This window comes from Streptomyces xantholiticus (assembly GCF_014651015.1).
Classification (GTDB): Bacteria; Actinomycetota; Actinomycetes; order Streptomycetales; family Streptomycetaceae; genus Streptomyces; species Streptomyces xantholiticus.
The window spans coordinates 85,091-109,464 of record NZ_BMWB01000019.1 but is presented as its reverse complement, the minus strand read 5'-3'; the positions used below and the strand labels follow the sequence as shown (position 1 = coordinate 109,464).

21 protein-coding genes are annotated in these 24,374 nt (G+C 72.1%); 12 read left to right on the top strand and 9 right to left on the bottom strand.

The genetic code is table 11. The annotated features are described in order from the left end of the window. Nucleotides 1-23 precede the first annotated feature (23 nt). Complete coding sequence (locus tag IE198_RS24820) at nucleotides 24-1,337, bottom strand: ABC transporter substrate-binding protein (RefSeq protein ID WP_189890273.1); 1,314 nt, start codon at nucleotides 1,335-1,337, stop codon at nucleotides 24-26. A gap of 172 nt (nucleotides 1,338-1,509) precedes the next feature. Here IE198_RS24820 and IE198_RS24815 point away from each other — a divergent pair, with 172 nt between their 5' ends. Then, a complete protein-coding gene (locus IE198_RS24815; RefSeq protein ID WP_189890393.1) occupies nucleotides 1,510-1,956 on the top strand; it encodes an SCO4402 family protein in 447 nt (148 codons plus the stop codon). A gap of 45 nt (nucleotides 1,957-2,001) precedes the next feature. Further along, nucleotides 2,002-2,853: a formyltetrahydrofolate deformylase gene (gene purU, locus IE198_RS24810; RefSeq protein ID WP_189890271.1), complete on the top strand. Its 852-nt coding sequence runs from the start codon at nucleotides 2,002-2,004 to the stop codon at nucleotides 2,851-2,853. A 16-nt stretch (nucleotides 2,854-2,869) separates the two neighbouring features. Here purU and IE198_RS24805 read toward each other — a convergent pair whose 3' ends face one another. The 3 genes from IE198_RS24805 to IE198_RS24795 all read right to left on the bottom strand — a co-directional run bounded on the left by IE198_RS24805 (nucleotide 2,870) and on the right by IE198_RS24795 (nucleotide 9,332). Beyond that, complete coding sequence (locus IE198_RS24805) at nucleotides 2,870-4,150, bottom strand: extracellular solute-binding protein (protein ID WP_189890269.1); 1,281 nt, start codon at nucleotides 4,148-4,150, stop codon at nucleotides 2,870-2,872. A gap of 7 nt (nucleotides 4,151-4,157) precedes the next feature. Then, a complete protein-coding gene (locus IE198_RS24800) occupies nucleotides 4,158-5,282 on the bottom strand; it encodes a hypothetical protein (protein ID WP_189890267.1) in 1,125 nt (374 codons plus the stop codon). A 375-nt stretch (nucleotides 5,283-5,657) separates the two neighbouring features. Beyond that, the gene (locus IE198_RS24795; RefSeq protein WP_189890265.1) at nucleotides 5,658-9,332 is read right to left on the bottom strand and encodes a tetratricopeptide repeat protein; all 3,675 of its coding nucleotides are present in this window, start codon (nucleotides 9,330-9,332) and stop codon (nucleotides 5,658-5,660) included. Between the two features lie 35 nt (nucleotides 9,333-9,367). Between IE198_RS24795 and IE198_RS24790 the strand changes: the two genes are divergently transcribed. Continuing rightward, nucleotides 9,368-9,664, top strand: a complete 297-nt coding sequence (locus IE198_RS24790; protein WP_189890263.1) for a trypco2 family protein — start codon at nucleotides 9,368-9,370, stop codon at nucleotides 9,662-9,664. Nucleotides 9,665-9,689: 25 nt separating this feature from the next. Here IE198_RS24790 and IE198_RS24785 read toward each other — a convergent pair whose 3' ends face one another. After that, a complete protein-coding gene (locus tag IE198_RS24785) occupies nucleotides 9,690-10,682 on the bottom strand; it encodes an ArsR/SmtB family transcription factor (RefSeq protein WP_189890261.1) in 993 nt (330 codons plus the stop codon). Between the two features lie 55 nt (nucleotides 10,683-10,737). Here IE198_RS24785 and IE198_RS24780 point away from each other — a divergent pair, with 55 nt between their 5' ends. Further along, entirely contained in the window at nucleotides 10,738-12,063 is a 1,326-nt protein-coding gene (locus IE198_RS24780) for an MFS transporter (RefSeq protein WP_229834299.1), read from the top strand. 18 nt (nucleotides 12,064-12,081) lie between these two features. Here IE198_RS24780 and IE198_RS24775 read toward each other — a convergent pair whose 3' ends face one another. Together IE198_RS24775 and IE198_RS24770 are read right to left on the bottom strand one after the other, a co-directional pair. Then, complete coding sequence (locus IE198_RS24775; protein ID WP_373299959.1) at nucleotides 12,082-13,455, bottom strand: maleylpyruvate isomerase N-terminal domain-containing protein; 1,374 nt, start codon at nucleotides 13,453-13,455, stop codon at nucleotides 12,082-12,084. Further along, a complete protein-coding gene (locus tag IE198_RS24770) occupies nucleotides 13,452-14,033 on the bottom strand; it encodes a sigma-70 family RNA polymerase sigma factor (protein WP_189890259.1) in 582 nt (193 codons plus the stop codon). Before IE198_RS24770 ends, IE198_RS24775 begins: the two co-directional genes overlap by 4 nt. A 272-nt stretch (nucleotides 14,034-14,305) precedes the next feature. Between IE198_RS24770 and IE198_RS24765 the strand changes: the two genes are divergently transcribed. Further along, on the top strand, nucleotides 14,306-14,680 hold the full coding sequence (locus IE198_RS24765) for an STAS domain-containing protein (protein ID WP_189890257.1): 375 nt from the start codon (nucleotides 14,306-14,308) through the stop codon (nucleotides 14,678-14,680). A gap of 157 nt (nucleotides 14,681-14,837) precedes the next feature. Next, a complete protein-coding gene (locus IE198_RS24760; protein WP_189890255.1) occupies nucleotides 14,838-15,353 on the top strand; it encodes an EF-hand domain-containing protein in 516 nt (171 codons plus the stop codon). 93 nt (nucleotides 15,354-15,446) lie between these two features. On the opposite strand, the gene IE198_RS24755 is transcribed toward IE198_RS24760, so the two are convergent. Next, nucleotides 15,447-16,943 (bottom strand): class I adenylate-forming enzyme family protein, encoded by a 1,497-nt coding sequence (locus IE198_RS24755; RefSeq protein WP_189890253.1) that lies wholly within the window; start codon nucleotides 16,941-16,943, stop codon nucleotides 15,447-15,449. A gap of 131 nt (nucleotides 16,944-17,074) precedes the next feature. On the opposite strand from IE198_RS24755, the gene IE198_RS24750 reads away from it, so the two are divergent. The 4 genes from IE198_RS24750 (at nucleotide 17,075) to IE198_RS24735 (ending at nucleotide 21,157) form a co-directional block, all read left to right on the top strand. Then, on the top strand, nucleotides 17,075-18,271 hold the full coding sequence (locus IE198_RS24750) for an amidohydrolase family protein (protein ID WP_189890251.1): 1,197 nt from the start codon (nucleotides 17,075-17,077) through the stop codon (nucleotides 18,269-18,271). Beyond that, nucleotides 18,271-19,404: an acyl-CoA dehydrogenase family protein gene (locus tag IE198_RS24745; protein WP_189890249.1), complete on the top strand. Its 1,134-nt coding sequence runs from the start codon at nucleotides 18,271-18,273 to the stop codon at nucleotides 19,402-19,404. The genes IE198_RS24750 and IE198_RS24745 overlap by 1 nt, the downstream gene beginning before the upstream one ends. Beyond that, nucleotides 19,404-20,324 (top strand): acyl-CoA dehydrogenase family protein, encoded by a 921-nt coding sequence (locus IE198_RS24740; RefSeq protein WP_189890247.1) that lies wholly within the window; start codon nucleotides 19,404-19,406, stop codon nucleotides 20,322-20,324. The genes IE198_RS24745 and IE198_RS24740 overlap by 1 nt, the downstream gene beginning before the upstream one ends. 377 nt (nucleotides 20,325-20,701) lie before the next feature. Next, a complete protein-coding gene (locus IE198_RS24735) occupies nucleotides 20,702-21,157 on the top strand; it encodes an ATP-binding protein (RefSeq protein WP_189890245.1) in 456 nt (151 codons plus the stop codon). A gap of 30 nt (nucleotides 21,158-21,187) precedes the next feature. Here the strand turns inward: IE198_RS24735 and IE198_RS24730 are convergent, their stop codons facing one another. Further along, a complete protein-coding gene (locus IE198_RS24730) occupies nucleotides 21,188-22,114 on the bottom strand; it encodes a cyclase family protein (protein ID WP_189890243.1) in 927 nt (308 codons plus the stop codon). Between the two features lie 81 nt (nucleotides 22,115-22,195). Between IE198_RS24730 and IE198_RS24725 the strand changes: the two genes are divergently transcribed. Together IE198_RS24725 and IE198_RS24720 are read left to right on the top strand one after the other, a co-directional pair. Beyond that, nucleotides 22,196-23,107 carry an SDR family oxidoreductase gene (locus IE198_RS24725; protein ID WP_189890241.1) on the top strand — a complete coding sequence of 304 codons (912 nt, stop codon included), beginning with the start codon at nucleotides 22,196-22,198 and terminating at the stop codon, nucleotides 23,105-23,107. Nucleotides 23,108-23,215: 108 nt separating this feature from the next. Then, nucleotides 23,216-24,265, top strand: a complete 1,050-nt coding sequence (locus IE198_RS24720) for a Zn-dependent alcohol dehydrogenase (RefSeq protein ID WP_189890239.1) — start codon at nucleotides 23,216-23,218, stop codon at nucleotides 24,263-24,265. Nucleotides 24,266-24,374 lie beyond the last annotated feature (109 nt).

Below are 24,374 nucleotides of genomic sequence, written 5' to 3'. Positions count from 1 at the left end.
GCGGCCGATCGGCCCCGCCGGGTCTACGACGCGTCCACCAGGGTGCGGCCGACGTCCACGGATCCCTGGCGCTGCGTCACCAGCCGTCCGTCACGCACCACTTGGAAGGTGACGCTGCTGTTGACGATCCGCGGATAGCGGGCGGCGCCGAGCATGTCCTCGTAACCCCACCGCAGGTCCGGGGTCAGACCGTCGGTCGACACCTTCAGCCCCTGGTCCAGGATGTGCGAGATCTTGCCGGGGGTGATGGCGTCGGTGCCGATCGCATGGATGATCTTGTCGAGGACGGTGTACGCGATCCATGTCGTCTGCACACCGGCGTCGGCCGGATCCAGGCTGTCGTCGCCGAAGGCGTGGGTGCGGATGACGTCGCGCATCCGGTCCCAGCGGGCGTCGTCCGCGTCCGGGTACCAGCCGGTGATGTAGGCGCCCTCGTAGAGGCCGTTGCGGCCGCCGGTGCGGTCGATGAGGGGCTGGCCGACACTGCCCATGACCGACGAGATCCGCAACTGCCGGCCGTCCTCGGGCAGCCGGCGGTACGAGTCGAAGAACGTCTCCGTGCGATCACCGAGGGCGGCCGTCACGCAGCCCGGCAGTTCGCCGTCGGCCACGGTCTTCGTCCAGGTCGGCTCCGCCGCCCGCTCCCGCGCCCGCAGCGCCTCGTCGGAGTAGCCGGTGGCGTCGTCGGCGGCGAGGATGTCCGCCGATTCGCCCGCCTTGCCGCGGGCCAGGCCGGCGTTGAGGAGGTCGGGCAGGTCGTCGCCGGCGAGGCTGTCCGGGCGTACGAGTGCGACCTTGTCGCAGACGTCGGCCAGCTGTTCGCCGTTCCCGGCGAGCAGCGCGGCCTGGCCGCCGTTGACCGGGTAGGAGAGATAGCTGGTGAACTCCTCGTCGGAGACCCCGAATCCGCCGATGAAGGGGATGCCGGCGGCCTCCAGCGGCGCCATGAACGCGTCGCCGTACTGGCTGTAGGAGCCGACCACCGCGTCGGCACCCTTGTCGACGGCCTGCCGGGCGCAGGTGGCCGCGCCCCTGGGGGTGTTCTGCTCGTTGCAGGTGATGACGCGCAGCTCGTGGCCGTCGATGCCGCCCCTGGCCTCGGCCCAGCGGGCGTAGGCCTCGGCCATCGCCGGCATACCGGGCATGTTGGTGGCCTTGGTCTCCTCAGGGGCGAAGGTCATGACGGTGACGGGCTCCTTGGAGCCCCCCGCATCTCCGGGGAGTACGCCACATCCGGCGATCAGCGACGCCCCGGTCGCCACCACCGCCGTACACGCGGTACGGACTGAGAAGGTCTTGGAGGGGCGAGGGAAGGAGGTACGACGCCTACCGGTCATGACTGTGCACGTTTCCGGTTCCAGGTAACGACACAGTGAGCATGGATCAACGCCAAGTGACGTCGAGGTGAATTGCAGGGGTGGGTCCAGGTGTGCGGAAAGGGAACGTACGATCGAAGACGTGCAGCAAGGTTCGGTCAACCCTTCCCGTCGCGGCCGTCGCTCCTCCACCATGGGCGGCATGCCGCTCAATGACATGCCCTGGTGGCGCTGGCGCAGCAACGTGCGCTCGGCGCTGCACATGCTTTCCGACCCCGTCTTCCATCAGGAGTGCTGGCTGGCGGGACGCGAGGGATACGGCGACGTCACCGATGCCGTGTACCGCCTGGTCGAGGACACCTGGCTGGACAACTGGTCCGCGGAGAAGTACGTCGGGACGATCTTCCGTGATTCCGGTGAGGCCGCACTCGTGGACGTCGCCGTGCTGCGAGTGCTGCGGATCATGCACCAGGTCGGTGCCGACGCACCGGTCTCCGCGTACATGGAGCACCACGGCTGGCCGGAGGCCGTACGGGCGGCGCGCGACGCGCACGTCCGGCTGGCGACGAGCGACGGCGAGGACCCGGACACCCCGCCGCGCTCCCTCGAGGTGCTGCGGATCATGACGCGGTCCGCCTGACGGACGCGTGCCGGGCCCGCCTGGCGGATGTGGCAGGCTGAGAGGATGACCGACCAGTACGTCCTGACGCTCTCCTGCCCGGACAAACAGGGCATTGTGCACGCAGTCTCGAGCTACCTCTTCATCACCGGCTGCAACATCGAGGACAGCCAGCAGTTCGGTGACAGGGACACTGGTCTGTTCTTCATGCGGGTCCACTTCTCCGCGGACTCCCCGGTCACGGTGGACAAGCTGCGGGCGAGCTTCGCCGCCGTCGGCGACTCCTTCCAGATGGACTGGCAGATCCATCTCGCCGACGAGCGGATGCGGATCGTCCTGATGGTCAGCAAGTTCGGGCACTGCCTGAACGACCTGCTGTTCCGCTCGCGCACCGGTGCCCTGCCCGTCGAGATCGCGGGCGTCGTCTCCAACCACACGGACTTCGCGGAGCTCGTCTCCTCGTACGGCATCCCGTTCCACCACATTCCGGTCACCAAGGACACCAAGGGCGCCGCCGAGGCCCGGCTGCTGGACCTGGTGCACGAGGAGAACGTGGAGCTGGTCGTCCTCGCCCGCTACATGCAGGTGCTCTCCGACGACCTCTGCAAGCAGCTCAGCGGCCGGATCATCAACATCCACCACTCCTTCCTGCCGAGCTTCAAGGGCGCCAAGCCGTACCACCAGGCGCACGCCCGCGGTGTGAAACTGATCGGTGCGACCGCGCACTATGTGACTGCCGACCTCGACGAGGGACCGATCATCGAGCAGGAGGTCGAACGGGTCGGCCACGAGGTGACCCCCGAACAACTGGTGGCGATCGGCCGCGACGTGGAGTGCCAGGCGCTGGCCCGCGCGGTGAAGTGGCACGCCGAGCACCGCATCCTGCTCAACGGCCGCCGCACGGTCGTCTTCGCCTGACGCGAGCCCGGCCCGGTTACTCGGCGAGCGGGTTGTCGCACAGGTCGTCCAGCACGAACGTCTTCTCCTGGCGCTGCAGCAGACGCTCCGCCTCCAACTGCCCGAGCAGCCGGTCCAGCAGCGCCTCGTCGCGCGGGTCGCCCACGAACTCCAGCACCGCCCGGTGGAACGCGTCGCGCAGCGTGGGCGGCATCGCGTCGGAGGCGTCGAAACAGATCCGGCCCGCCGCGTCGAACAGCCGCTGCACCTCTGCCGTGGCCCTCGACGCAGGGACGGAGGCCGCCGTGGCGCCGCCGGGGAAGAACGGCCGCTCATCCGGCAGCGCCTCGTTCGCCCAGCTCCTGCGCGCCTCCTTGGACGTGAGCCGGCCGAGCAGGTCCCACGCAGTGGCGCTCGCCCGGAACACCGCGGCCATGTCGCCCGACACCTCGAAGGCGTTCTCGCCGCCCTGCGCCGCCGTCGGCACCCCGTCCAGATAGCGGGCCGTCGGCGTCGGCCGTACGCCGCCGCCGTAGTGCCGGCGGATGAAGGAACCCTGGTGCTCATGGGTGCAGTCGCCGCGGTTCAGCAGCCCGTACCGGCCGTCGTCGAGCAGCTCGAAGTCCGCCAGCTCCTGCGCGCCGGGGGTACGCCCCCCGGCGGTGAGCATCCGGCCCCACTCCTGCCACAGCGGACGCGTCCGCTGCCACGGCGTCCGGCCCGTCGCCCAGTCCTCGTACGCGGCCGAGCCCCGGCGCTGCAGCATCAGGTCCTCCAGCCAATCGGTGCCCGGCCAGCCGGACGTGGCGCCCGAGCCGAGGCCCACGCACCACACGGGGTCCGACTCCGCCACGTCCGTACGGCTCCACACCAGCGACTTGAGATCCACCCGGATCGGCGCCCAGTAGACGCGGGTCCGCGCCTCGCCGCCCGCCGCCTGGACCGTGACCGTGGGCGCCCACGGCGGGACGGCCGCGCCCACCACCTGCTCCGGCAACGGGTGCAGGTCACCGGCCCTCGCGTACTCGGCCAGCTCCCCGGGGCTGTTGAGGATCGCCACGTCCGGCGGAGCGCCGGCCTGGAGCTGGGCGACGAGGGTCTCGCGCAGCGAACGGGTGCCCTTGTAGACGTAACGGTGACCGGTCTGCTTCCCGATCGCGGCCAGCGCCGCCACGAACGGCGTCTCTTCGCCGTCCGTCCACGGCCCGAGCACGACCAGCGTGCGCTCCTCGGGCGGGCCGCTGCAGCCGGCCACGACCGAGACCACGGCGATCAGGCACCCGGCCAGCAGCACCCGCAGACCCCTGCGTCTCCTCATGACTTCCTCACGCCTCGGTGTACTTGCGTCGGAGGGTGGTGCGGGCGGCCGGATACGGCCTGCCGTAGAGATAGAGCGTGACCCCCGAGGCGAGCGCCCCGACCCCGGCGGCCGGCACCACGATTCCCGCCGTGAGCGACCAGCCGTCCGGGTTCGCCGCGCTGATACGCGCATACGCCGTGTCCGTCGCGTCCTCGATCGCACGCGGGGCGGCCCGGACCGCGCCGACGTCCGCCAGCTCGGCCACGGCCGAACGAGCCCCCTGCTGCGCACCGTGCTCCTGGGCGCCGCCGAACGCCAGCAGCACCGGCGTCAGCAGCACCGGCAGCGCGCCGGCCGCCAGTTGCACACTGACCAGCCGCAGCCGGTCCCGCAGGAACACCGCCGTGCCGACGGCCAGGAATGCGAACAGCGCGGTCGTCAGGACGGCGGCACCGGCGGCGGTCAGGGTCAGCGGGCTCCAGGCCGCGAGGTCGCCGGTCTCCTTGCGCAGCTGAACCTCCAGCTCCTCGATCCGATCCAGCACGGCGGTCGGCTCGCCGGGCGCGGCCGAGTTCGTGACGGGGCCGCTGAGCAGGTCGTCCGCGTACTCGACGCCGGCCTCGCGCAGCACGTCGCTGTCGCGGTTGCGGTCCGCCCAGGCGATCTTGTCCCCGTACGCGACGACCAGCCCGGAGACCACCCGCAGCTCCTGCTCCTGCCCACGGCTCAGGGCGCCGGACCGGGCGACCCGACCCAGGCTCTGCGACGCCTCGGTCAACCGCGAGCGGTACGTCTCACCCAGCTCGACCTGCCCGGCCTGCACCGCCGTCAGCAGTCGCAACTCGGCCTGCGCCTGCGCCAGTCCGAGCGACGTCCGCGCCTGCGCCAGCCCCTCCAGCGCGGGCACGCACCGGTGGCGCAGCCGCTCGGAACGGTCGTGTACATCGGCGTACGCGGCGGCGCACAGCGCGAGCGCCACGAACGCGAGAGCGGGCAGGAGGAGCATGCGCCGCCGCAGGAACGCGGCCGTCGCCCGTCGCCCGCCGGGCCCTCGTCCCACGGCCCGCGCCCACAGGGCGGGCCCGGCCCCGGCGGCGTATCGCGCCGACGTCGCGGCCCACTGCCGCACGGCCGTCTTGGCGCGTCTCATCCGGCCTCCTTCCGTCTGCGGACCGACCGCGCGGCGCCCGGGCCGGCGTCGAGCCCTGCCACCTGCCACGCCCGCGGCGGGCCCGCCCCTCCCCGTGCTGCCCCTGCGCCTGGCGGCGTGGGCGGCACCTTGTCCCGGAACCGGGACTCCGTCCTGCCGGGGCTTCCAGGCCTGACGTCCCCTCATCGGACCACCACGCCTCAAACGACGGCGAGGCTGCGCAGGCAGCCCTGCCGGGGGTACTCCCCCTGCGCCCGGCGGCGGGGGAAGTACCGCCGTCCACCGCCGACAGGCCGTAGGGAGAGATCGAGGACACTGCGCGGAGCTCCGGTTGCGGGATGGGGCGGGGAGGGGGAACGGGCGCGCCGCAGACGCTCATCGGCGGTCGCCCAGCGACAGCCGCCGAAACCACGCCCCGCGGCCCGCCTGTCCGCGGGCGTGCCGCAGACCGAGCGGACGCGTGCTGTACGCGTTGTCGAGCAGCGCCTCCGCCAGCGCCGCGCCCTCCGCGCGGTCCGTGCGCGGTACCTGCTTCGCCAGTTGGCGGTAACTCGTCGACAACTGCTCACGCAGTTCCCGTTCCGTCGACGGCAGCGGCACCATCGACGGCAACGCGGTACGCAACAGCGCGAGCACGTCCGCGCCCTGCGCCCGTACCAGCTCCAGCAGTTGCTCGCGCAGCTCCGCCGTGAGCCGTTCCTGCGCCTGCCGGTCCGTGAGCCCCTCGTGGCCGGCGAGCCGGTGCAGCGCGGCGTGGGCGCGGATCGCGGAGGCGACCGTGGGTGTGCCGGCGTGGATGCGGACCATCGCCGTACGCGCGGCGGTGCGGTGCCGGGAGTCCGGCGGGACACCGTCGAGGGAGGCCAGCGCCCTGTCCGGGCTGTGCCGTGCCAGATGGATACGGGCCAGCCCGAACGCGGCCGCGCCCAGTGCGTGGTTGCGCCGCCACACCGCGTCGTAGAAGAGCATGGCCTGCTGCTCGTGCGCCTCACGTGCCGCCGGTGCCTCCGCCGCGTCGGCCCGCTCGCCGGTCCGCCACTCGTCGGCGAGCTTCTCGTGGCAGTAGCCGAGGACCAGCTTGGGCGCGTACTCGCCCGGTATCGCCGCGTACACCGTGTCGAAACAGCTCAGAGCCCGGTGCAGCCGGCCCTGCGCGAGCTGGGCGAGGCCCTGGTGCCAGTCGAGGCGCCAGTCGTACCGGGCCAGGTCGCCGAGCAGCCGGCCGGCCCGCTCCAGCTCGACCGCGGCGGTCACCAGTTCCTTGTCGCGGCCGTGGCGCCGGGCGCCGGCGAGCTCCAGATGGAGCCGGCAGCGCAGCAGATGCAGCTCGGGCGACGGCAGCCACTCGTTGCTGAGCTGCAGCAGACCGGCAGGGTCGTCGTGCGAGGTGCGCTGCAGCTCCTTCCAGTTGGGGTCCTGCACGTCGGCCTTCGGAACGGGCAGGGCCACCGCGGCCTCCGCCGGTTGCGGCACGTGCGCGCCGAGCCGGTCGGCGGTGCCGCCCGACTGCCAGCGTTCGAGGGGCGCGGGTCTGCCGAGCCGGCCGTCGAGCGCGATGGCGGCCGAGTCGAAGAGCGGCGAGGGTTCGAAGGTCTCCTCGTCCAGCCGCAGCGACCGCAGTTCCCGCAGCACACCGCGCAGCTGGACGGCCATCTCCTGCGCGGAGGCATAGCGCCGCCGGGGGTCGGTGGCCGTGGCGCGCGACAGTGCCCGCCGCAGCGACTCGGTGCCGAGGTCGGACGGTGGCGACGGGTCCTTGGCGAGCAGTTCCCCGAGGACCGCGCCGACCGTGTAGAGGTCGCCCGCGGTGGTCATCCCACCGGTGGGTCCGCTCTCCGGCGGCCGGTGGCTGACCGGCCCGGGCGCGCCCGGCTCGCGTACGCCCGCGACGTCGATGAGTTTGATGCCGGTGCCGCAGTGGAGGACGTTGGTCAGCGACAGGTCACCGTAGACGAGCTGCTCCTCCTGGTGCAGATGGTCGAGCGCCTCCAGGATCAGCAGGCCGTACGCGACGATGAACTCACGCACCCGCGGCCCCGCGAACGGCTCCACCCGTCTCGCGATCCGGGAGCCGACCCACGACAGGGGCGCCCCGTCGGCGAACTCCATGACGATGAACTCGGACGCCGTCGGCTCGTGCCGCGCGTAGTTGACCACGCGGATGACCGACGGGTGGTTGAGGCTGACGAGCCGTAGTCGTTCCTGGTGGGCCTGGAGCACGGCGGCCGGATCGCCCGGGTCGAGGATGCCTTTGAGAGCGACGGGGCGGTTCTCCAGGAGCAGGTCGCGGGCGAGGTAGACCTTGCCGTGGTTGCCCTGGCCGATGGGGCCCACCACCTCGTACTGCTGGTGCAGCCGGTCGCCTCCCGCGAGCCGGTCCCCGCTCCGCTCGGTGACGAGCGCGTCCGCGTCGCGCACGGCGACGGACGGCAGGTCGGTCAGCCCGTCGCCCGGCGGGCCGACGACGAACTCGCGGGGCCCGGCGGGGCCGGTCAGTTCCTGCACTGCGCTCTCCGCGTCCAGCAGCGCGGCCTCGATGTCGACGGCGCAGCGGAACAGGGCGTGCGGCTGGTCCTCCACTCCGTGCAACGGGCCGTCGGGGCCGAGCTGTTCGAGCGTCTGCCGGAGCCGGGGTGCCAGGGCCGCGGGCCGCCGGCCGGAGAGCCGGCGCAGCCGCTGTTCGGTCTCTTCGAGCCGGCTCACCCGGGTGCCGAGCCGTTCGGTGCGGCGGGCGGCCCAGTCGGGGCCGAGGAGTTCCTCGCGCACCCGGGCGAGGAGCGGTGAACGCGGGTCGTTGAAGACGAGCAGCAGCCGGCTCTGGCCGCGGGCGAGGAGTGCGGAGAGGAGCCGCAGGACCTCGTCGTCGGTGGAGGCCGACCGGTCCACGGACAGGAACGCGGCGCTCAGCGGCGGGCTGTGTGCTGCGATCCGCGAGATCAGGTCACCGCCAAGGGAGGCGTCGCCGTCCAAACGGTCGGGGCCGTCCGCGAGCGGGTCCAGCCCGATCCGGTCCGCCGCGTCCCTGGCCAGCTCCGCCACGGTCCGGTTGGTCGCGTCGACGGCGATGTCGATGCTGCCCGCCTGGGGGGCGCCGGCCCCGTCCGCCGCGCCCGCCCCGCTCGCCCGGGACGTCGGCGCCTCGGGCGGGCTCTGCTCGCGGTCGGCGAGGGTGAGCACCGACCTGACCGTGTGCAGCAGTTCGTGCTCTCCCTCCCCGGCGAACACGGGCTCCACCGGATCGGTGTCCGGCGCGCCGTCGAGCCACCGGGTCAGCCGCAGGTGCAGGCCGGGCACGCGACCGGAGGCGGTCCTGTCGTGGGCCACGGCGACGTCGTGCGAGACGGCCGGCTTTCCCGTGACCGTCAGGCCCAGCCGCTCCAGCGGCAGATGCTTCAGCACCGTCTCCGTCGGGATCATGTACGCGTGGTCCCGCCGCACCCGCGCCTGCGGCGTGCCGAACTGGTGCGCCACGATGCCGATGACCCGCCGCGAACGGCTGTGCACGACCGCGCACCCGCTGTACCCGCGACGCACCACGTACGGCGCGTTGAGCGCGTCGAGCTGCACCCACTCCGGCGTCGGCGCGGGACCGCCGCGCCCCATCAGCCGGGCGTCCAGGTGCTCACCGCCGGGCAGGTCCTCCGGATACCCGGTGAAGTGCACCATGTCGCCGCGCGCCGGGATCTGGCGGTGCAGGACGGCGTGCGGGACCGCAGGCTCGTGATCCAGCTTGAGCAGCGCCAGATCACCGCCGAACTGCCCTGTCGGCATGACCAGGTACTCCCTCAGCAGCCGGGCCCGCAGCGGCTGCGACGCGTCGCCGCCCACGGACATGCGCGGCACGTCGACGTACACCTCCTCCAACGGGGTCCGGACACCGGAGGAGTCGGGGCGGAGAAGGATCACATGCGCGCAGGTGAGCACCAGACCGCCGGGGAGCAGTACCCCGGCACCCAGCGGCCGGCCCGTCCGGTCCGGGCCACGGAGCAGTCGTACTCGCCAACCTTCTTCCTGTGCCGGGGAGTTGGATGCGCGAATCGGCTCGCTCATACTGCTCACGATAACTACGGGAGAGGGGGGACGCGATGGCTGAGCGTGACGAAACCGCGGTCGTGGGCCTGGCGGAGGTGATCGGACAGATCCGTGACGAACTGGAATCCGCCCAACGGGCCGGTGAGGGAAGGGATCTGCGGTTCAGCGTGGAGAGCGTGAACCTCGAGTTCGCGGTGCAGGTACGGCGGGAGGGCGGTGGACGGGCAGGGCTGCGGATCGGGGTGCTGACCGCCGGCGGCAGTGCCACCGCGGCGCGCGACACCACCCACACCATCAAGGTCGAGCTGAAGCCGCAGGGGCAACCGAACTTCAGCGTCGGCGGCGAATGACGGCCCCGCCCGGGCCTGCCGCGGGTCAGCCGCCCACCAGCGACTCACCCACGCGTGTGCGGGCGTAGAGGACCACACGTCCCGTACGGTGCGCGCTGACCAGGCCGGCCGCGCGCAGCGCCGTCAGGTGCTGCGAGACTCCGCCCGCGGACAGGCCGATGCGACGCGCCAGATCCGTGGTGGAGGCGGGGGCCGACAGCTCCGCCAGCAGCAGCGCGCGGGTGCGCCCGAGGACGCCCGCGAGGGCGTCGGACAGCGGCTCCGCCCGTGCTTCCCACAGCGTGGCCGTGCCCCGGGGCGGATAGCGCAGGGTGGGCTGCCACTCGGGGCTGTCCACGTCGGAGAAGATCCGCTGCCCGCCGAACACGGATGGCACCAGCAGCAGGCCCCGGCCGTCCAGGCTGCGGGCACCGCGCACGCAGCGGTGCATCACCTGCAGGGTGCCGGACTCCCAGGTGACCCGCGGATCGAGATCGTCGAAGAGGCGGCGGGCGCCGCCTTCCGCGAGCCGTCTGGCCCGGTAGAGGATGTCGCCCTCGACCAGGGTCAGAATGCGTGGCCAGTAGGGGGCCATCGCCACTTCCCAGTAGGTGGCGATCGTCTCCACCAGCCGGTCGAGGCCGCGGTCCGGGTCCTCGCGCAGTGCGGCGACCCCTTCGCGGGCGGCGGGCGTCGTCGTACGGAGCAGTGTGTGCGGCATGGACCGCAGGGCCGCGAGCTCCACCTCGAGCGAGGGCTGCGGGGTGGTGGGCGGCGCCACGAGGAAGCCGGGGACGCCGGCCGGCGGCGCGCCGATCAGTGCGCAGAGCGGGGTGAGGTCCAGTTTCGCCGCGGCGAGATGCGGGCGTACACGCTCGAGCCACCGGCGGTGCGTCCCCGGCGTGTCCGCGCCCTTGAGCACCCGCACGCTGGCGACGACCTCCCACAGCGGGGAGACGGCGAAGCGCGTGCGGGCGACGTCCTCCGCCGAGAAGGCGATCTCCAGCCTGCCGCCCGCGGGGCGGTTCTCGAGCACCATTCGGCCGAGGCTAAATCATTGGAGCGTGCGGCGGAGTCGGGGCAGCGTACTGGTCATGTCCGCGCCCACCCCGCCGCCCATGTCCACGCCCGGATCCACCTCCGCGCCCGGGCCCGACCCCACCTCCGGGTCCGGCGACGGCCCCTGGCGGTCCCGCGAGTTCCGCAATCTGTTCACGGCCACCGTCTTCAGCCACCTCGCCACGAACATCGGTTATGTGGCAGTTCCGTTGATCGCCGTGTCCGCGCTGGACGCGAGCGCCGGTGAGGTCGGCCTGCTGGCCACGCTGAGCACGTTGGCGTTCCTTCTGATCGGCCTGCCGGCCGGGGCCTGGGTGGACCGGATGCGGCACCGCCCGGTGCTGATCGCCGCAGATCTGGCCCGGGCCGTCCTCTTCGTCTCGGTGCCGTTGGCCTGGGCGCTGGGCGCCCTCACCCTGGGACAGCTCTATGCCGTCGTGCTGCTGAACGGCTGCGCGACGGTCTTCTTCGACGTGGGTTCGCAGAGCGTCCTTCCCCGGCTCGTGGACCGTGAGGCGCTGGTGCCGGCGAACGCGGCGGTGGTGAGCCTGCAGGCCGCGAGCAATGTCGCGGGCAGGGGCGCCGGCGGCGGGATCGTGCAACTGTTCACCGCGCCGGTGGCCGTCGTCGGGGTGGGCCTGCTGTACCTGGCATCGGCGCTCAGGCTGGCCGTGTCGCCCCGCTCCGTGGCGGCCGAGGCCACCGGCGCCGTGCCGAAGGCGCCCGACGGACGGCTGGGTGCGCAGATCGCGGAAGGGGTGCGGCACGTCCTGCGCCATCCCGAGCTACGGGCCCTGGCGTTCACGGCGTCCCTCGTCAACTTCGGTGCCCAGATCGTCAATACGCTGCTGCCCGTGCTGTTCGTCCGGGAACTGGGTCTGTCCGCGGGTGCGCTCGGGCTCTACTGGGCGGCCGGCGGCGTCGGCGTCCTCATCGGCGCCCGCTGCGCATGCCCCGTCGGCCGGTTCCTCGGACACGGCCGCACACTCGGTCTCGCCGGCCTGTGGATGGCGCCCGCGGCGCTGCTCCTGCCGCTCGTCGACCGGGGCGTGTGGCTGTGGGTCGCCGCGGCCGGATGGATGCTGACCATGTTCAAGGTCGGCGTCGACAACGTCCTCGGCGTGAGCCTGCGTCAGCGGCTGACGCCGGATCCGCTGCTCGGCCGGATGAACGCGACCTTCCGCTTCATGCTCACCGGGGCGATCGCCCTCGGCTCCGCGACGGCAGGTCTGCTCGGCGAGTTCGCGGGACTGGACGCCGCGCTCCGGACGGGCGCGAGCTGTCTCGCGCTCGCCTTCCTCCCCGTCTTCCTCTCGCCGGTCCGCCGCCGCCGGGAACTGCCCCGGCAGAGCACGCGGTAGGCCGGCATCCCCTCGTCGCTACAGGCGGCTCAGCGCGGCGGCCGCGAACAGCACGTCCCGGATCGCCTCCCGGTCACCGTCCTGACCGACGGCGGCCTCCTCAGGGGAGACGTGCCCGGCCACCAGCTTGCAGAACTCCACGCCGTCCAGAGCGACCTGGGCGATCGACAGGTCCGGTGACCCGGCGGCGGCCGGCGAGTCCAGGGCGATGTACCAGCTACCGCCGCCGGAGCCCTCGACCTCCAGATGGAGTGAGCGTCCGGGCGCACCCGCCGCCACCAGGTGCTGTGGCGGCCCGGCGAGCCCGGCGCGCCTGCGCTCCGCGAGCGCCGCCGGCAGCAGCCTGGCCGCGAGGTCGATCATGCGGTTGAGATGGGTACCGCTCGGCGGTGCGTACGGATAGTCCACGGCGTCGGCGATGTCGTCCGCGTGGATCCAGCACTCGAAGGCCCGGTCGAGCAGCGCGTCCCGCAGCGGCAGCGTGAACGTCCCGTAAGACACGGGCATTTCGGCGACCCCGTGGCCCGCGAAGGACACGGTACGGACGAGGGCGTGGCTCTGGTCGCGCCACGGCTCACGGATCGCGCCGGTGGGCGGGAGGTCCGCGCTGTTCCAGAACGACTCGGTACGGGCGGTCGGCGGCAACGGCGCGTGCGGACCCAGTGGGTCGTCGAGCCCGAGCGCACCGGCGACGAGACCGTCGACGGTCATCAGATGCCCGATCACGCCGGCCACGGTCGTACGCCGGTTCACCTGGGTCTTGCCTTCGAACCACTTGAGCCGCACCGGCGCGTGCCATTCCGAGTCCCCTATGTCCCGCAGCAGCGCGTCCAGCCTGGCGGTCTCCGCGTCGTACGGGTCGGCCCAGCCGGGCACCGGGATACGGGCGGGCCGCCGGCCCAGGCAGCTCTCCAGCACCCGGAAGCGCAGCAGCGGGTCGAGGTCCAGGTCACGATCGGTGTGCAACAGCCCGACGGCGTCCCGCAGCCGCAGTGCCTCCTCCGCGCACGGGGCGCACTCGCCGAGATGCTCCTCGACGGCCGTGGTCTCCTCGGCGGAACACGCGGCCAACGCCCACGCCCCGAGCAGCGACTTCAACACCCGGTGTGAGCGCATGTCGCCCCCGTCCGCTGTTTCCGGGGCGCCCGCCCCGGCCCGGTCCGGGTACGCGCCGTCCGCCTCGGCCCGGTCCGCGCCGTCCGATGCGGGCGCGTTCGCGTCCGGTGTGGGGCCGGGCTCGTCTCCTGTCGGCGGCTGCGTCGCCGACGGGCGGTACGCGTGCGGGTGGAGGTCGTCCGGGGCGGGGCGCGGGGACGGTATGCGCGGCACTCCGCGGAACCCGTCGTCGCGCCCACGGCCGTCGCTGCTGCCGCCGTCCAGGGGCCCGTTCACAAGGTGCGCCCGTAGTCGGGCGGGGAGAAGTCCTCGAGGGCGCGGGGGTTCGCGGTGGACAGCAGTTGCAGACCCAGCCGCAGCCGCCGCCTCGCCTCGTCCTCCGTGACACCGAGATCGGCGGCGGTCTGACGGTAGTCCCTGCGCTGGAAGTACGCCAGCTCCAGTGCGTCCCGCAGCGGCGCCGGCATGGACGTCACGATGTAGTCGGCCCGGGCCGCGACAGCGGCCCTGCGCACCTTTTGTTCCAGTTCCTCCGTCGTGCCCCCGTCCCCTTCGGTGAGCGCCGCGGCCTCACTCTGGCGCAGCCGGTGCACGGCCTGGCTGTTGGTGAGCCGCGCCACCCACGACCGCATGGAGCCCTGCTTGGGGTCGTAGGCGTCCGGATTTTCCCATATGTACCCGAACACCTCGCGGGTGACCTGGTCGGCCGCCTCCTCGTCTCCGAGCACGCGGTAGGCCTGGCTGTGTACGAGCGCGGCGAACCTGTCGTACAGCTCACCGAGCGCCGCGGCCTCGCCCCGCGCCAGCCGCTGTTGCATCCTGCGGTCCCAGCGCGGTGGTGCGTCCCTCGCCATGCGGCCCCCAAGCTGCGCTCCGTGGCTGCTGCCCAAGCCCTCGTGCTGTCGCTCATTCGAATGTAGTGCGCCGGGCGAACTGCATACGCGCCTTTGCGTCAAGTGCGCCTCTGCCGCATTGCGGATGGTAGGGGCCGGCGCGGGGAAGGACCCCCTGGGGAGTCGTGGAAGCACCCGTGACGAATGTCGCGTTTCAGCGGCGGGCAGTCGGGCAGCGGGAGTGGAAGGGCAGCTTCCGGTCTTCTGTGACCGGTACGAGGAGGGGTCCAGACGTGATACTCGATGTGGCCGAGACCCAGCATGGCTCGTGGACCGTGCTGCAGGTGCGCGGAGAGCTCGACCTCGTGTCCTCGCCGGTGGTGCGTCAGCGGGTCCATGACGCAGTGGCGGCCGGACAGCACGATGTCGTGCTCGACCTCTCCGGGGTGTTCTTCTGCGACTCCAGCGGCGTCGGTGTGCTGATCGCCGCCCGGCGGTTGATGCGCTCGTGCCGGGGCCGGCTGCGCCTGATACTGCCGGCCCGCGGCGCGGAGGACGGCTCCCACGTCAACCGCGTGCTGGGCGCCCTCGGCGTTCGCCGCCTCTTCGAGGTCTACGCGGACACGGGCTCGGCCACCGACGACGGCGCCCGGCCGCTCACCGCGTGAACCGCCGGCACCATCCGGCCCCGTGCCCCCGTGCCCCTTTCGCGCGCCCCTGTACGCCCCGTCGCACACCCGTCATCTGCACTTCGCCCCGATGTTGCCGCCGTGCAATTGCCCGGGTGCGTACACAGCCCGGCCTCCGGGGCTCTACGCTCCCCGCATGGACAGCGCAGAGTACGAGCGGAAGATCGCTTCCCGCTTCGCCGCTTTCGATCAGGACGGCAACGGCTACATCGACCGTGAGGACTTCAGTTCGGCCGCGGCCAAGCTGCTCGCCGAGTTCTCCGTGACCGCACGCTCCGACAAGGGGCAGGACCTGTACAGCGGTGCGGAGGCGTTCTGGCAGGGCATGGCCGGGATCGCCGACGTGGACGGTGACCAGCGGGTGACCCGTCAGGAGTTCGTGACCAGCGCGGTGAAGAGGCTCCGCGACAACCCGCAGCGGTTCGGTGAGATCGCCCGCCCGTTCGTGCACGCCGTGATCAGGGTCGCCGACGAGGACGGCCGGGGCGTGACCCCCGCGGCCGTGGGGCGCGTGCTCCGCGCGCTCGGCGTCGACGACGGCATCGCGGCGGCGGCCGGAGCGGCGCTGGACACGGACGGGAACGGCCGGATCGGCGAGGAGGACGCCCTGACGGCCTTCGCCGCCTACTACGTCACCCCGGAGCCCGAGTAGCCGGTCCGGTCCGGGCCCGGTCGGGGGCCCGCGCCCCCGTGGGCGGCCCCTGCCCGGACCTCGCCCGGTGACGCCGGCTGCCGGCAGGGCGCGTCATGCGTACCGTTCGCGCAGCTTGTACTTGAGCACCTTGCGCAGGGTCTCGTTGCGGGGGAGCGCGTCCACCACCTCGAGCTGTTCCGGCAGTTTGTGGACGGACAGGCCCTGGGCGCGCAGGTACTCGGTGAGCGCGGTCAGTGTCGGGTCCGCGGCATCGGCGGCGCGCTCGACGACCGCGCAGACGCGTTCGCCGCGTTCGTCGTCCGGCAGGCCGACGACCGCCACGTCGCCCACATCGGGGTGGCCGTGCAGCAGGTCCTCGATCTCCTTGGCCGAGATGTTCTCCCCTTTGCGGATGATGACGTCCTTGGCCCGCCCGGTGAGCACGAGGTGCCCGCTGTCGGTGAGGTGGCCGAGGTCGCCGGTGATCAGGAAGCCGTCGGCGTCGAAGGCGGCCGCCGTCGCGGCCGGGTCCAGATAGCCCTTGCAGACGGCCTCGCCACGCAACCGGACCTCGCCGTCGACGATCCGTATCTCCATCCCGGCGGGCGGCCTGCCCTCGGTGCGGGTGAGGTCGTCCTCGGTGTCGTCGGGCGAACCCATGGTGATCATCGGGACTTCCGTCATGCCGTAGCCGTGGGTGAGCATGCACCCCATCTCGCGGACGACGGCGTGGTGCAGTTCGGGCGGCTTGGGCGCGCCGCCACCCGCGAGCAGCCGCAGGGTGGGGATGAGCCTGCGGCCGGGCCGCTTGCGCTGCTCGGCGAGGAACATCGAGTAGAAGGCGGTCGAGCCGCCGGCGGTGGTCACGCCGTGCCGACGGTACTCGTCGAGCGCGTCCGGCAGCGTGAACTTCTCGAAGAGGACCGCGGGGAACCCGTACAGCAGCAGCATCACCAGATAGTCCGGGCCGCCGATGTGCCCGAACGGGAAGGCGATCGAGCCGATGTCGTCCTCCGACAGGTGCAGCGCATGGGCCAGGCACGAGCCGCCCGCGATCAGCGAACGGTCGGTGTGCAGCACCCCCTTGGGGTCGGACGTGGTGCCGGAGGTCCAGTAGATCCAGCGCACGTCCGTGCCGCATGCGGGCGGCGGCGGCAGGGCCGACGGGTCGCCGACGGGCAGCGCGTCGTACGCCTCGAAGACGCCGCGCGCTCCGGCCCGCTCGGCCATGGCCGTGAAGTCGAAACCCCGCCACTCGCCGGGTACGGCGAAGTACGCGGCCTTGGACTCGCGCAGCGCGAAACCGACCTCGCGGTCCCGGTAGAAGGGGATGACCGGGGACTGCACGGCGCCGAGCCGGGCGAGGGCCACCGTCAGCACGACCGTCTCGATCCGGGTGGGGAGCTGCCAGGCGACCACCGTGCCGGGACGCACGCCCATCGCGTACAGCCCTGCGGCGGTCCGTTCCGAGTGCCCGCGCAGCTCGCCGAAGGTGAGGCGGCGCTCGCCCTGGAGCAGCACGGGCCGGTGGGGCGTGAGGGCGGCCCGGCGCTCGACGAGTTCCCAGAGGGTGGCGGCGGCACCCAGTGCGTGAGCGGTCTCGTTCATGGCCGGAACCTCCGCAACAGCAGTAGCTGACGATGCGTCAGATCGTAGGGTTCCGCGCCTTGTCGGTCCAGAGGCGCGCGGCTAGCCTGACATCAGAACTGACGTACCGTCAGAAGCGGAGGAAGGTCCCGATGCAACAGGAACTGCCCCGGATCGTCAGTGTCGACGACCACGTGATCGAACCGGCGCACCTCTTCGAGACCTGGCTCCCCGCCAAGTACCGCGACCGCGGACCCAAGCCGCTGACCGCCGGCATCGGGGAGCTCGCCTACGTCGGCGGCAGGTACCGGATCACCATGGACCCCGAAGGCCCGCCGGCCGACTGGTGGATCTACGAGGACCTCAAGTTCCCGTACAAACGCAACATCGCGGCCGTCGGCTTCGACCGCGACGACATGACCCTCGAGGGCATCACCCGCGCCGAGATGCGCCCCGGCTGCTGGGACCCGGTGGAACGCCTCAAGGACATGGATCTCAACCACGTCGAGGCCTCGCTCTGCTTCCCCACCTTCCCGCGCTTCTGCGGCCAGACCTTCGCCGAGGCGCACGACAAGGAGGTCGCACTCGCCTGCGTGCGGGCGTACAACGACTGGATGGTCGAGGAGTGGTGCGGCGACAGCGGCGGCCGGCTCGTCCCGCTGTGCATCGTCCCGCTGTGGGACATCGGCCTCGCCGTCGAGGAGATCCGCAGGAACGCCACGCGCGGCGTGCGCGCCGTCACCTTCTCCGAGATCCCCACCCACCTCGGACTGCCGTCGATCCACTCCGGCTACTGGGACCCGCTCTTCGCCGTCTGCCAGGAGACCGGAACGGTCGTCAACATGCACATCGGCTCGTCGTCCCAGATGCCCGCAGCCTCGCCGGACGCGCCGCCCGCGGTGCAGGCCTCGCTGTCGTTCAACAATGCCATGGCCTCGATGACGGACTTCCTCTTCAGCGGAGTCCTCGTCCGCTTCCCGCGCCTCAAACTCGCCTACAGCGAAGGCCAGATGGGGTGGATCCCGTACGCCCTGGAGCGCGCCGACGACGTGTGGGAGGAGCACCGGGCCTGGGGCGGGGTGCGCGACCTGATCCCCGAACCGCCCTCCACCTACTACTACCGGCAGATCTTCTGCTGCTTCTTCCGCGACAAGCACGGCGTCGACTCCATCGACGTCGTCGGCCGCGACAACGCCACCTTCGAGACCGACTACCCGCACGTCGACTCGACCTTCCCGCACACCAAGGAGGTCGCCCTCGACCATGTGAAGGACCTCGACGACGAGACCGTGTACAAGCTGATGCGCGGCAACGCGATCCGCATGCTCGGCCTGGACCTGGACTCGTAGTGGATCTGGCGTACACCGACGCCGAAGAGGAGTACCGGTCCCGGCTGCGTGACTGGCTGGCCGTGGCCGTGCCCGAACTGCCCCCACGGCCGCCGCCCGACGACTGGCCGGCGCGGCGGGCGTACGACACCGCCTGGCAGCGGGCGCTGTACGACGCCGGATACGGCGAGGTGCACTGGGACGCCTCCCCGACCCTCAGGCTGATCTTCCTCGAGGAGACGGAGAGGGCCGGGGCGCCTTACGTCGGCGCCAACTTCGTCGGGCTGCTGCACGCCGGGCCGACGATCGCCGCCGAGGGCACCCCGCAGCAGCGGGAACGCTGGCTCGGGCCCGTCCTGCGCGGCGACGAGATCTGGTGCCAGGGCTTCAGCGAGCCGGACGCCGGCTCCGACCTCGCCTCACTGCGCACCAAGGCGGTCCGAGACGGCGACGCGTACGTCGTGACGGGCTCCAAGATCTGGACCTCGCACGCCGAAGTCGCCGACTGGTGCGAACTCCTCGTCCGCACCGACCCGGCCGCCCCCCGGCACCGCGGCATCACCTGGCTCGCGATGCCGATGGACGCCCCCGGCATCACCGTACGGCCACTGCGCACGCTCGCCGGATCGGCCGAGTTCGCCGAGATGTTCCTCGACGAGGTGCGGGTGCCCGTCGCGTGCCGGGTGGGGGAGGAGAACGACGGCTGGCGCGTCACCATGGTCACGCTGTCGTTCGAACGTGGCACCGCCTTCGCCGGCGAGGTCGTCGCCTGCCGCCGCACCCTCGCCGAAGTGGCCGCCGAGGCGCGCGCCAACGGCAGCTGGGACGATCCGGCGGTCCGCCGCAGGCTCGGCCGGCTGTACGCCGAGTTCGCGGCGCTGTGGCGGCTCATCCAGTGGAACGTCAGCGCGGCGGCCTCGAACGGCAGCCTCCCGGGCACCGGCGGGTCCGTCTTCAAACTCCGCTACTCGCACGCCCGCCAGGAGCTGTACGACGCGGCCGCAGAGGTCCTCGGGCCGGACGCGCTCGACCTGTCCCGGCCGTGGACGCTCGAGCGGCTGTCCTCCCTCTCGTACACCATCGCCGCCGGCACGTCGCAGATCCAGCGGAACATCGTCGCCGAACGCATCCTCGGCCTGCCGAAGGGGCGCTGATGGACTTCCGGCTCACCGACGACCAGCGGGCACTGCGCAGCGGTGTGCGCAGGTTGCTCACCCGCCGCTTCGGACGCGAGGCGCTGAGGGCCGCCGTCGACCGTGAGGGCAGGCTCGACCGGGACCTCTGGCGCGAGCTGGGCAGGGCGGGGCTCTTCGCGCTGCGGCTGCCGGAGAGCGACGGCGGCGCCGGACTGGGCCTGCCCGAAGCGGCGCTGGTCTTCGAGGAGGCGGGCCGGGCACTGCTGCCGGGGCCGCTGGTGGCGACCCAGCTGGCGGCCGGGTCCGTGCCCGGGGCGGCGGACGGCACCGCGGTCGTCACCTGCGCGGGACAACTTTCCTCCCTCGTTGCGCACTTGGTCGACGCAGACGTCCTCGTCACGATCGGGGCCGGTGCTCCGCATGTCGTGGCGGCCGGGGAAGCGGCCGCCGTACGGTCCCTCGACCCGCTCACGCCCCTGCACCGGCTCCCGCACCCGCCTCCCGCCGCGTCGGGCCCGCTGCTGGGTGCCGCCGTTCTCCTCACCGCCGCCGAACAACTGGGCAGCGCCGCCCGCAGCACCGAGGATGCGGTGCGCCACGCCGGGGACCGGGTGCAGTTCGGGCAACCCGTCGGCGGCTTCCAGGCCGTCAAGCACCTGTGTGCCGAGATGCTGGTACGCACGGAGGTGGCCCGTGCCGCCGTCCGTGCGGCGGCCGTCACCGGGGACCTCACGGAGATCGCCGGGGCCAAACTGCTGGCCGACGACGCGGCGGTACGGGGTGCCAGGGACTGTCTGCAGGTGTTCGGCGGGATGGGCTTCACCTGGGAGGCCGATGTCCATCTCCACCTCAAACGGTCCCTGCTGCGGGCGCAGATGTGGCTCACGACGGTGCAGGCGGAGGAGATTCAGGCACAGGCGTTGGCCTCAGCACTGTGAACCGTGACTGTGCGTCGATATCGGGTTGTGTCCTTACGCCGACTCGTCACAGGGTGGAGTCGGGGTGGCACTCCGGTACGCTCCGTGCAATGCGAGTCGCTGCGATGACGGGGTCTCACGGTGCCGCCGGTACGGCGGTCCCGGGCTCGTCGACGCGCGCTGTTCGGCCTGTGCGAATGCGTTCTGCGGCACTGTGTTCGACTCGCCGCGAGGTGCGTCGCACAGTATGCACCATGCGTACTCCTTCGCGCTGGAATATGCCCGAAGCGCTTGTTGCGGTGACTGACAGTCAACCATGCTGGGCCGTAAGGGAATCACATTCCGTTATGGCTGTGAGGCGCGAGGCTATGTGTCCGCCGGTTCGGGTGGTGTGAGCGGTGCAGGTGCTTCAGGTGCAGTTGGAGATCGGGTCCGACCCTTCGGAGGTGGGGCGGGCCCGAAGATGGGCCAGGGCGCGGCTCGTGAAGTCCGGGATGCGCGACGACGAGCCGCTGGCCGAGACACTGATCCTGCTGATCTCGGAGCTGGTGACCAACGCCGTGGTGCACACCGGCTGTCCGGCAGTGCTGCGGATGCTCTTCGGCGGAGGTGTGGCGGAGGCAGGGACGGTCAGGGTCGAGGTCGCCGACGTCAGCGCCTGCCCGCCCAGACCTCGGCACTCCAGGAGTGAGGACACCGGTGGGCGTGGCCTGGAACTGGTCGACGGACTCGCGGACCGCTGGGGCTGGCAGCGCGAGGGCGCCGGCAAGTCCATCTGGTGCGAGGTCGACCGTGGGCTGCCCACGGCCACGCCCCAGCTGACCGGCGCGCCCGTCGTGGCACGCGGGGCGTGACCGTCCTTGGGGTGTCGGAGCCCTTGGGCGTCAGAGCACGGCCACAGGGGCGACCGGAGTGCCGGTGCCGCCCACGAAGGGCTCCGGCATCGCGGAGAGCAGGAAGGCGTGGCGCTGCTGCTGCGCACAGGCTGCGGACAGCGCCTCCAGATTCCAGTTCTGGCCCTGCAGCATGCCCATCTCCACCAGATGGAGCGCATGCACCGGCAGCCAGAGGTCCTCGATCTCCGGCGGGAAGATCTCGAACGTGAGCGTGTCGTTCGCCACGGCGGCGACATTCCGGGCGTGGAACCACTCGGGCGTGCGCACCGACAGACCTGGCGACGGATATCCGTAGCCGTGCCGGTCGCCGCCGAGGAAGAGCTGCATCTGTCCCGTCCGTACGAGGACGATGTCGCCGCCGCGGACGGTGAGACGCCCGAACTCCGCCGCCTCGTCGAGGTCCTCCGGTGTGACGGCGTGGTCGCCGGGCAGCCGGTCGAGGCCCTTGGCGCGCGCCACGTCCAGCAGTACGCCGCGTGAGACGACGGGCGGGGCCTTGTCGATACCGCTGAAACGGGCGCCCTCGTGCGGCGTGATGGTGTCGGCAGGGCGGCCGTTGTAGAGGCGGCCGGAGTGCGAGGCGTGGGTCAGGGCGTCCCAGTGGGTGGCCGACTGGAGCCCCATCGTCACGGTGTCGTCGCTGGTGGCGACGGTGCCGGGACCGAACAGCTCCTGGTTGATCTGGACCATCGTGTGCAGCGGGTTGACCCGGCCCGGGATGACGCCGGTCTGCACGCCGTCCTGCCGGAGGGGGAGTGCGAGGGGGATGCGCAGTCCGCCGCGGACCGCGGCGGCGGCGCCCCTTACCGCCTCCTCGGTGATCAGGTTCAGGGTGCCGATCTCGTCGTCATCACCCCAGCGCCCCCAGTTGTTGACGCGTTTCGCGATGTCGTGGAACGCGGCCGGCAGTGACATGGGGCCTCCCGGGTCTTGTGTTCGTGCATCCGACTCCCGAGAATCTAACGGTCCGTCAGAAAATGCGGGAAGGGGCCGGTCGTGGGGAACTTCTTGGCAGGCAAGGCCGTCGCCGTGACCGGGGCCGGCCGCGGCATCGGACGGGCGGTCGCGCTGGCCTGCGCCGCAGAGGGCGCGAGGGTCGTCGTGGGCGACCTCGGCGTCTCGATCGAGGGGGCCTCACCCACGTCGGAGATCGCGGACGGCGTCGTCAAGGAGATCGAGGCGGCGGGCGGCACGGCCGTCGCCGTGGCCGACGACATCGCCACGATGGCGGGCGGGCAGCGGCTCGTGGACGTGGCACTCGCCGAGTACGGACGCCTGGACGGGGTCGTGTGCGTCGCCGGGATCCTGCGCGAACGGATGCTGTTCAACATGTCCGAGGACGAGTGGGACCCCGTCCTCGCCACCCACCTCAAAGGCACCTTCACCGTCTTCCGCGCCGCCTCCGCGGTGATGCGGGCGCAGGGCTCCGGCACGCTCATCGGCTTCACCAGCGGAAACCACCAGGGCAGCGTGTCCCAGGCCAACTACGCGGCGGCCAAGGGCGGCGTCATCTCGCTGGTGCGCAGTGCGGCGCTCGGCCTGCACAAGTACGGCGTCACGGCGAACGCGGTCGCCCCGGTCGCCCGTACCCGCATGTCGGCAGGCGTCCCGATGGAACTCAAGGAGATCGGCGAGCCCGAGGACGTCGCGGCGCTGGTCGTCTACCTCCTCTCCGAGCGCGCACGCGCCGAGGGGATCACCGGTCAGGTCTACACGGTCGCCGGTCCCAAGATCGCGGTCTGGGCCCAGCCGAGGGAACTGCGCGCCGCCTACGGCGAGGGCCCCTGGACCCCGGAACGGATAGCCGACTTCCTTCCGGGCACGGTCGGCACCGACCCGATGCCGCTCCTGGCGCAGTTGGAGGCGATGTCCTCGGCGGCACAGCGCGGTGCCCGCCCCAATGCGTGAACGGCACCGGGAACAGCACGCACTGCGTGAACGGCGCGCGCGTGCACCGGACGAGAGCCGGCCCCACATCACCGCCGAGCGGGTGCTCGGCCTGCCGAAGGAGCCACGGTGAAGGCTGTCCTGTTCGACGGGGAGCAGGTCCGGGTCGTCGACGACCTGGAGATACGCGACCCCGGTCCGGGCGAGGTTCTGGTGGAGATCGCCGCCGCCGGCCTGTGCCACAGCGACCTGTCCGTCGTCGACGGGACGATTCCGTTCCCCGTCCCGGTCGTCCTCGGCCATGAGGGCGCGGGCGTCGTCGCGGCGGTCGGCCCCGGCGTCGGCCATGTCGCCCCCGGCGACCATGTGTCGCTGTCCACCCTCGCCAACTGCGGTGCCTGCGCCGACTGCGACCGCGGCCGCCCCACGATGTGCCGGCGGACCATCGGCCGCCCCGGCCGCCCTTTCTCCCGTGCGGGCCGGCCGGTGTTCCAGTTCGCCGCCAACTCCGCCTTCGCCGAGCAGACGATCGTCAAGGCCGTGCAGGCTGTGAAGATCCCCGCCGACATCCCCCTCACCTCCGCCGCGCTGATCGGCTGCGGCGTGCTGACCGGCGTCGGGGCCGTACTGAACCGGGCCAGGGTGGACCGCGGCGACACCGTCGTCGTCATCGGCACCGGCGGCATCGGCCTCAACGTCCTGCAGGGAGCGAGGATCGCGGGCGCCTCGGCGATCGTCGCCGTCGACACGAACCCGGCGAAGGAGGCGGTGGCCCGGCAGTTCGGCGCCACGGACTTCCTCGACTCCGTCGACGGCGTACGGGGGCTCTTTCCCACCGGCGCGGACCATGTCTTCGAGTGCGTGGGCAGCACCGCGCTGATCCGTGCGGCGATCGAACTGCTCGACCGCCGTGGCCAGGCGGTCCTGCTGGGCATGCCGTCCCCGACCGCGCAGGCGTCGTTCCTGCCGGCGTCGCTCTTCCTGGACAAGTCCGTCCTCGGCTGCCGCTACGGCTCCTCCCGGCCGCAGCACGACATCGCCCTCTACGCGGACCTGTACCGGCAGGACCGCCTCCTCCTCGACGAACTGGTCACCGCCACCTATCCGGTCGAGGATTTCGCGAAGGCGGCGGACGACGCGAAGCACGGACGGGTGGCACGCGGGGTGCTCACCTTCTGAGCGGCGCGGGCGCGGTTCAAGCGGTCGAGGGCATCGGCACCCCTTCGCGAAGCCGTGCCCGGCCTGAGGGCAGCGCCCGGGCATGGTGAGCGCGCCGGGGGAGCGCCGG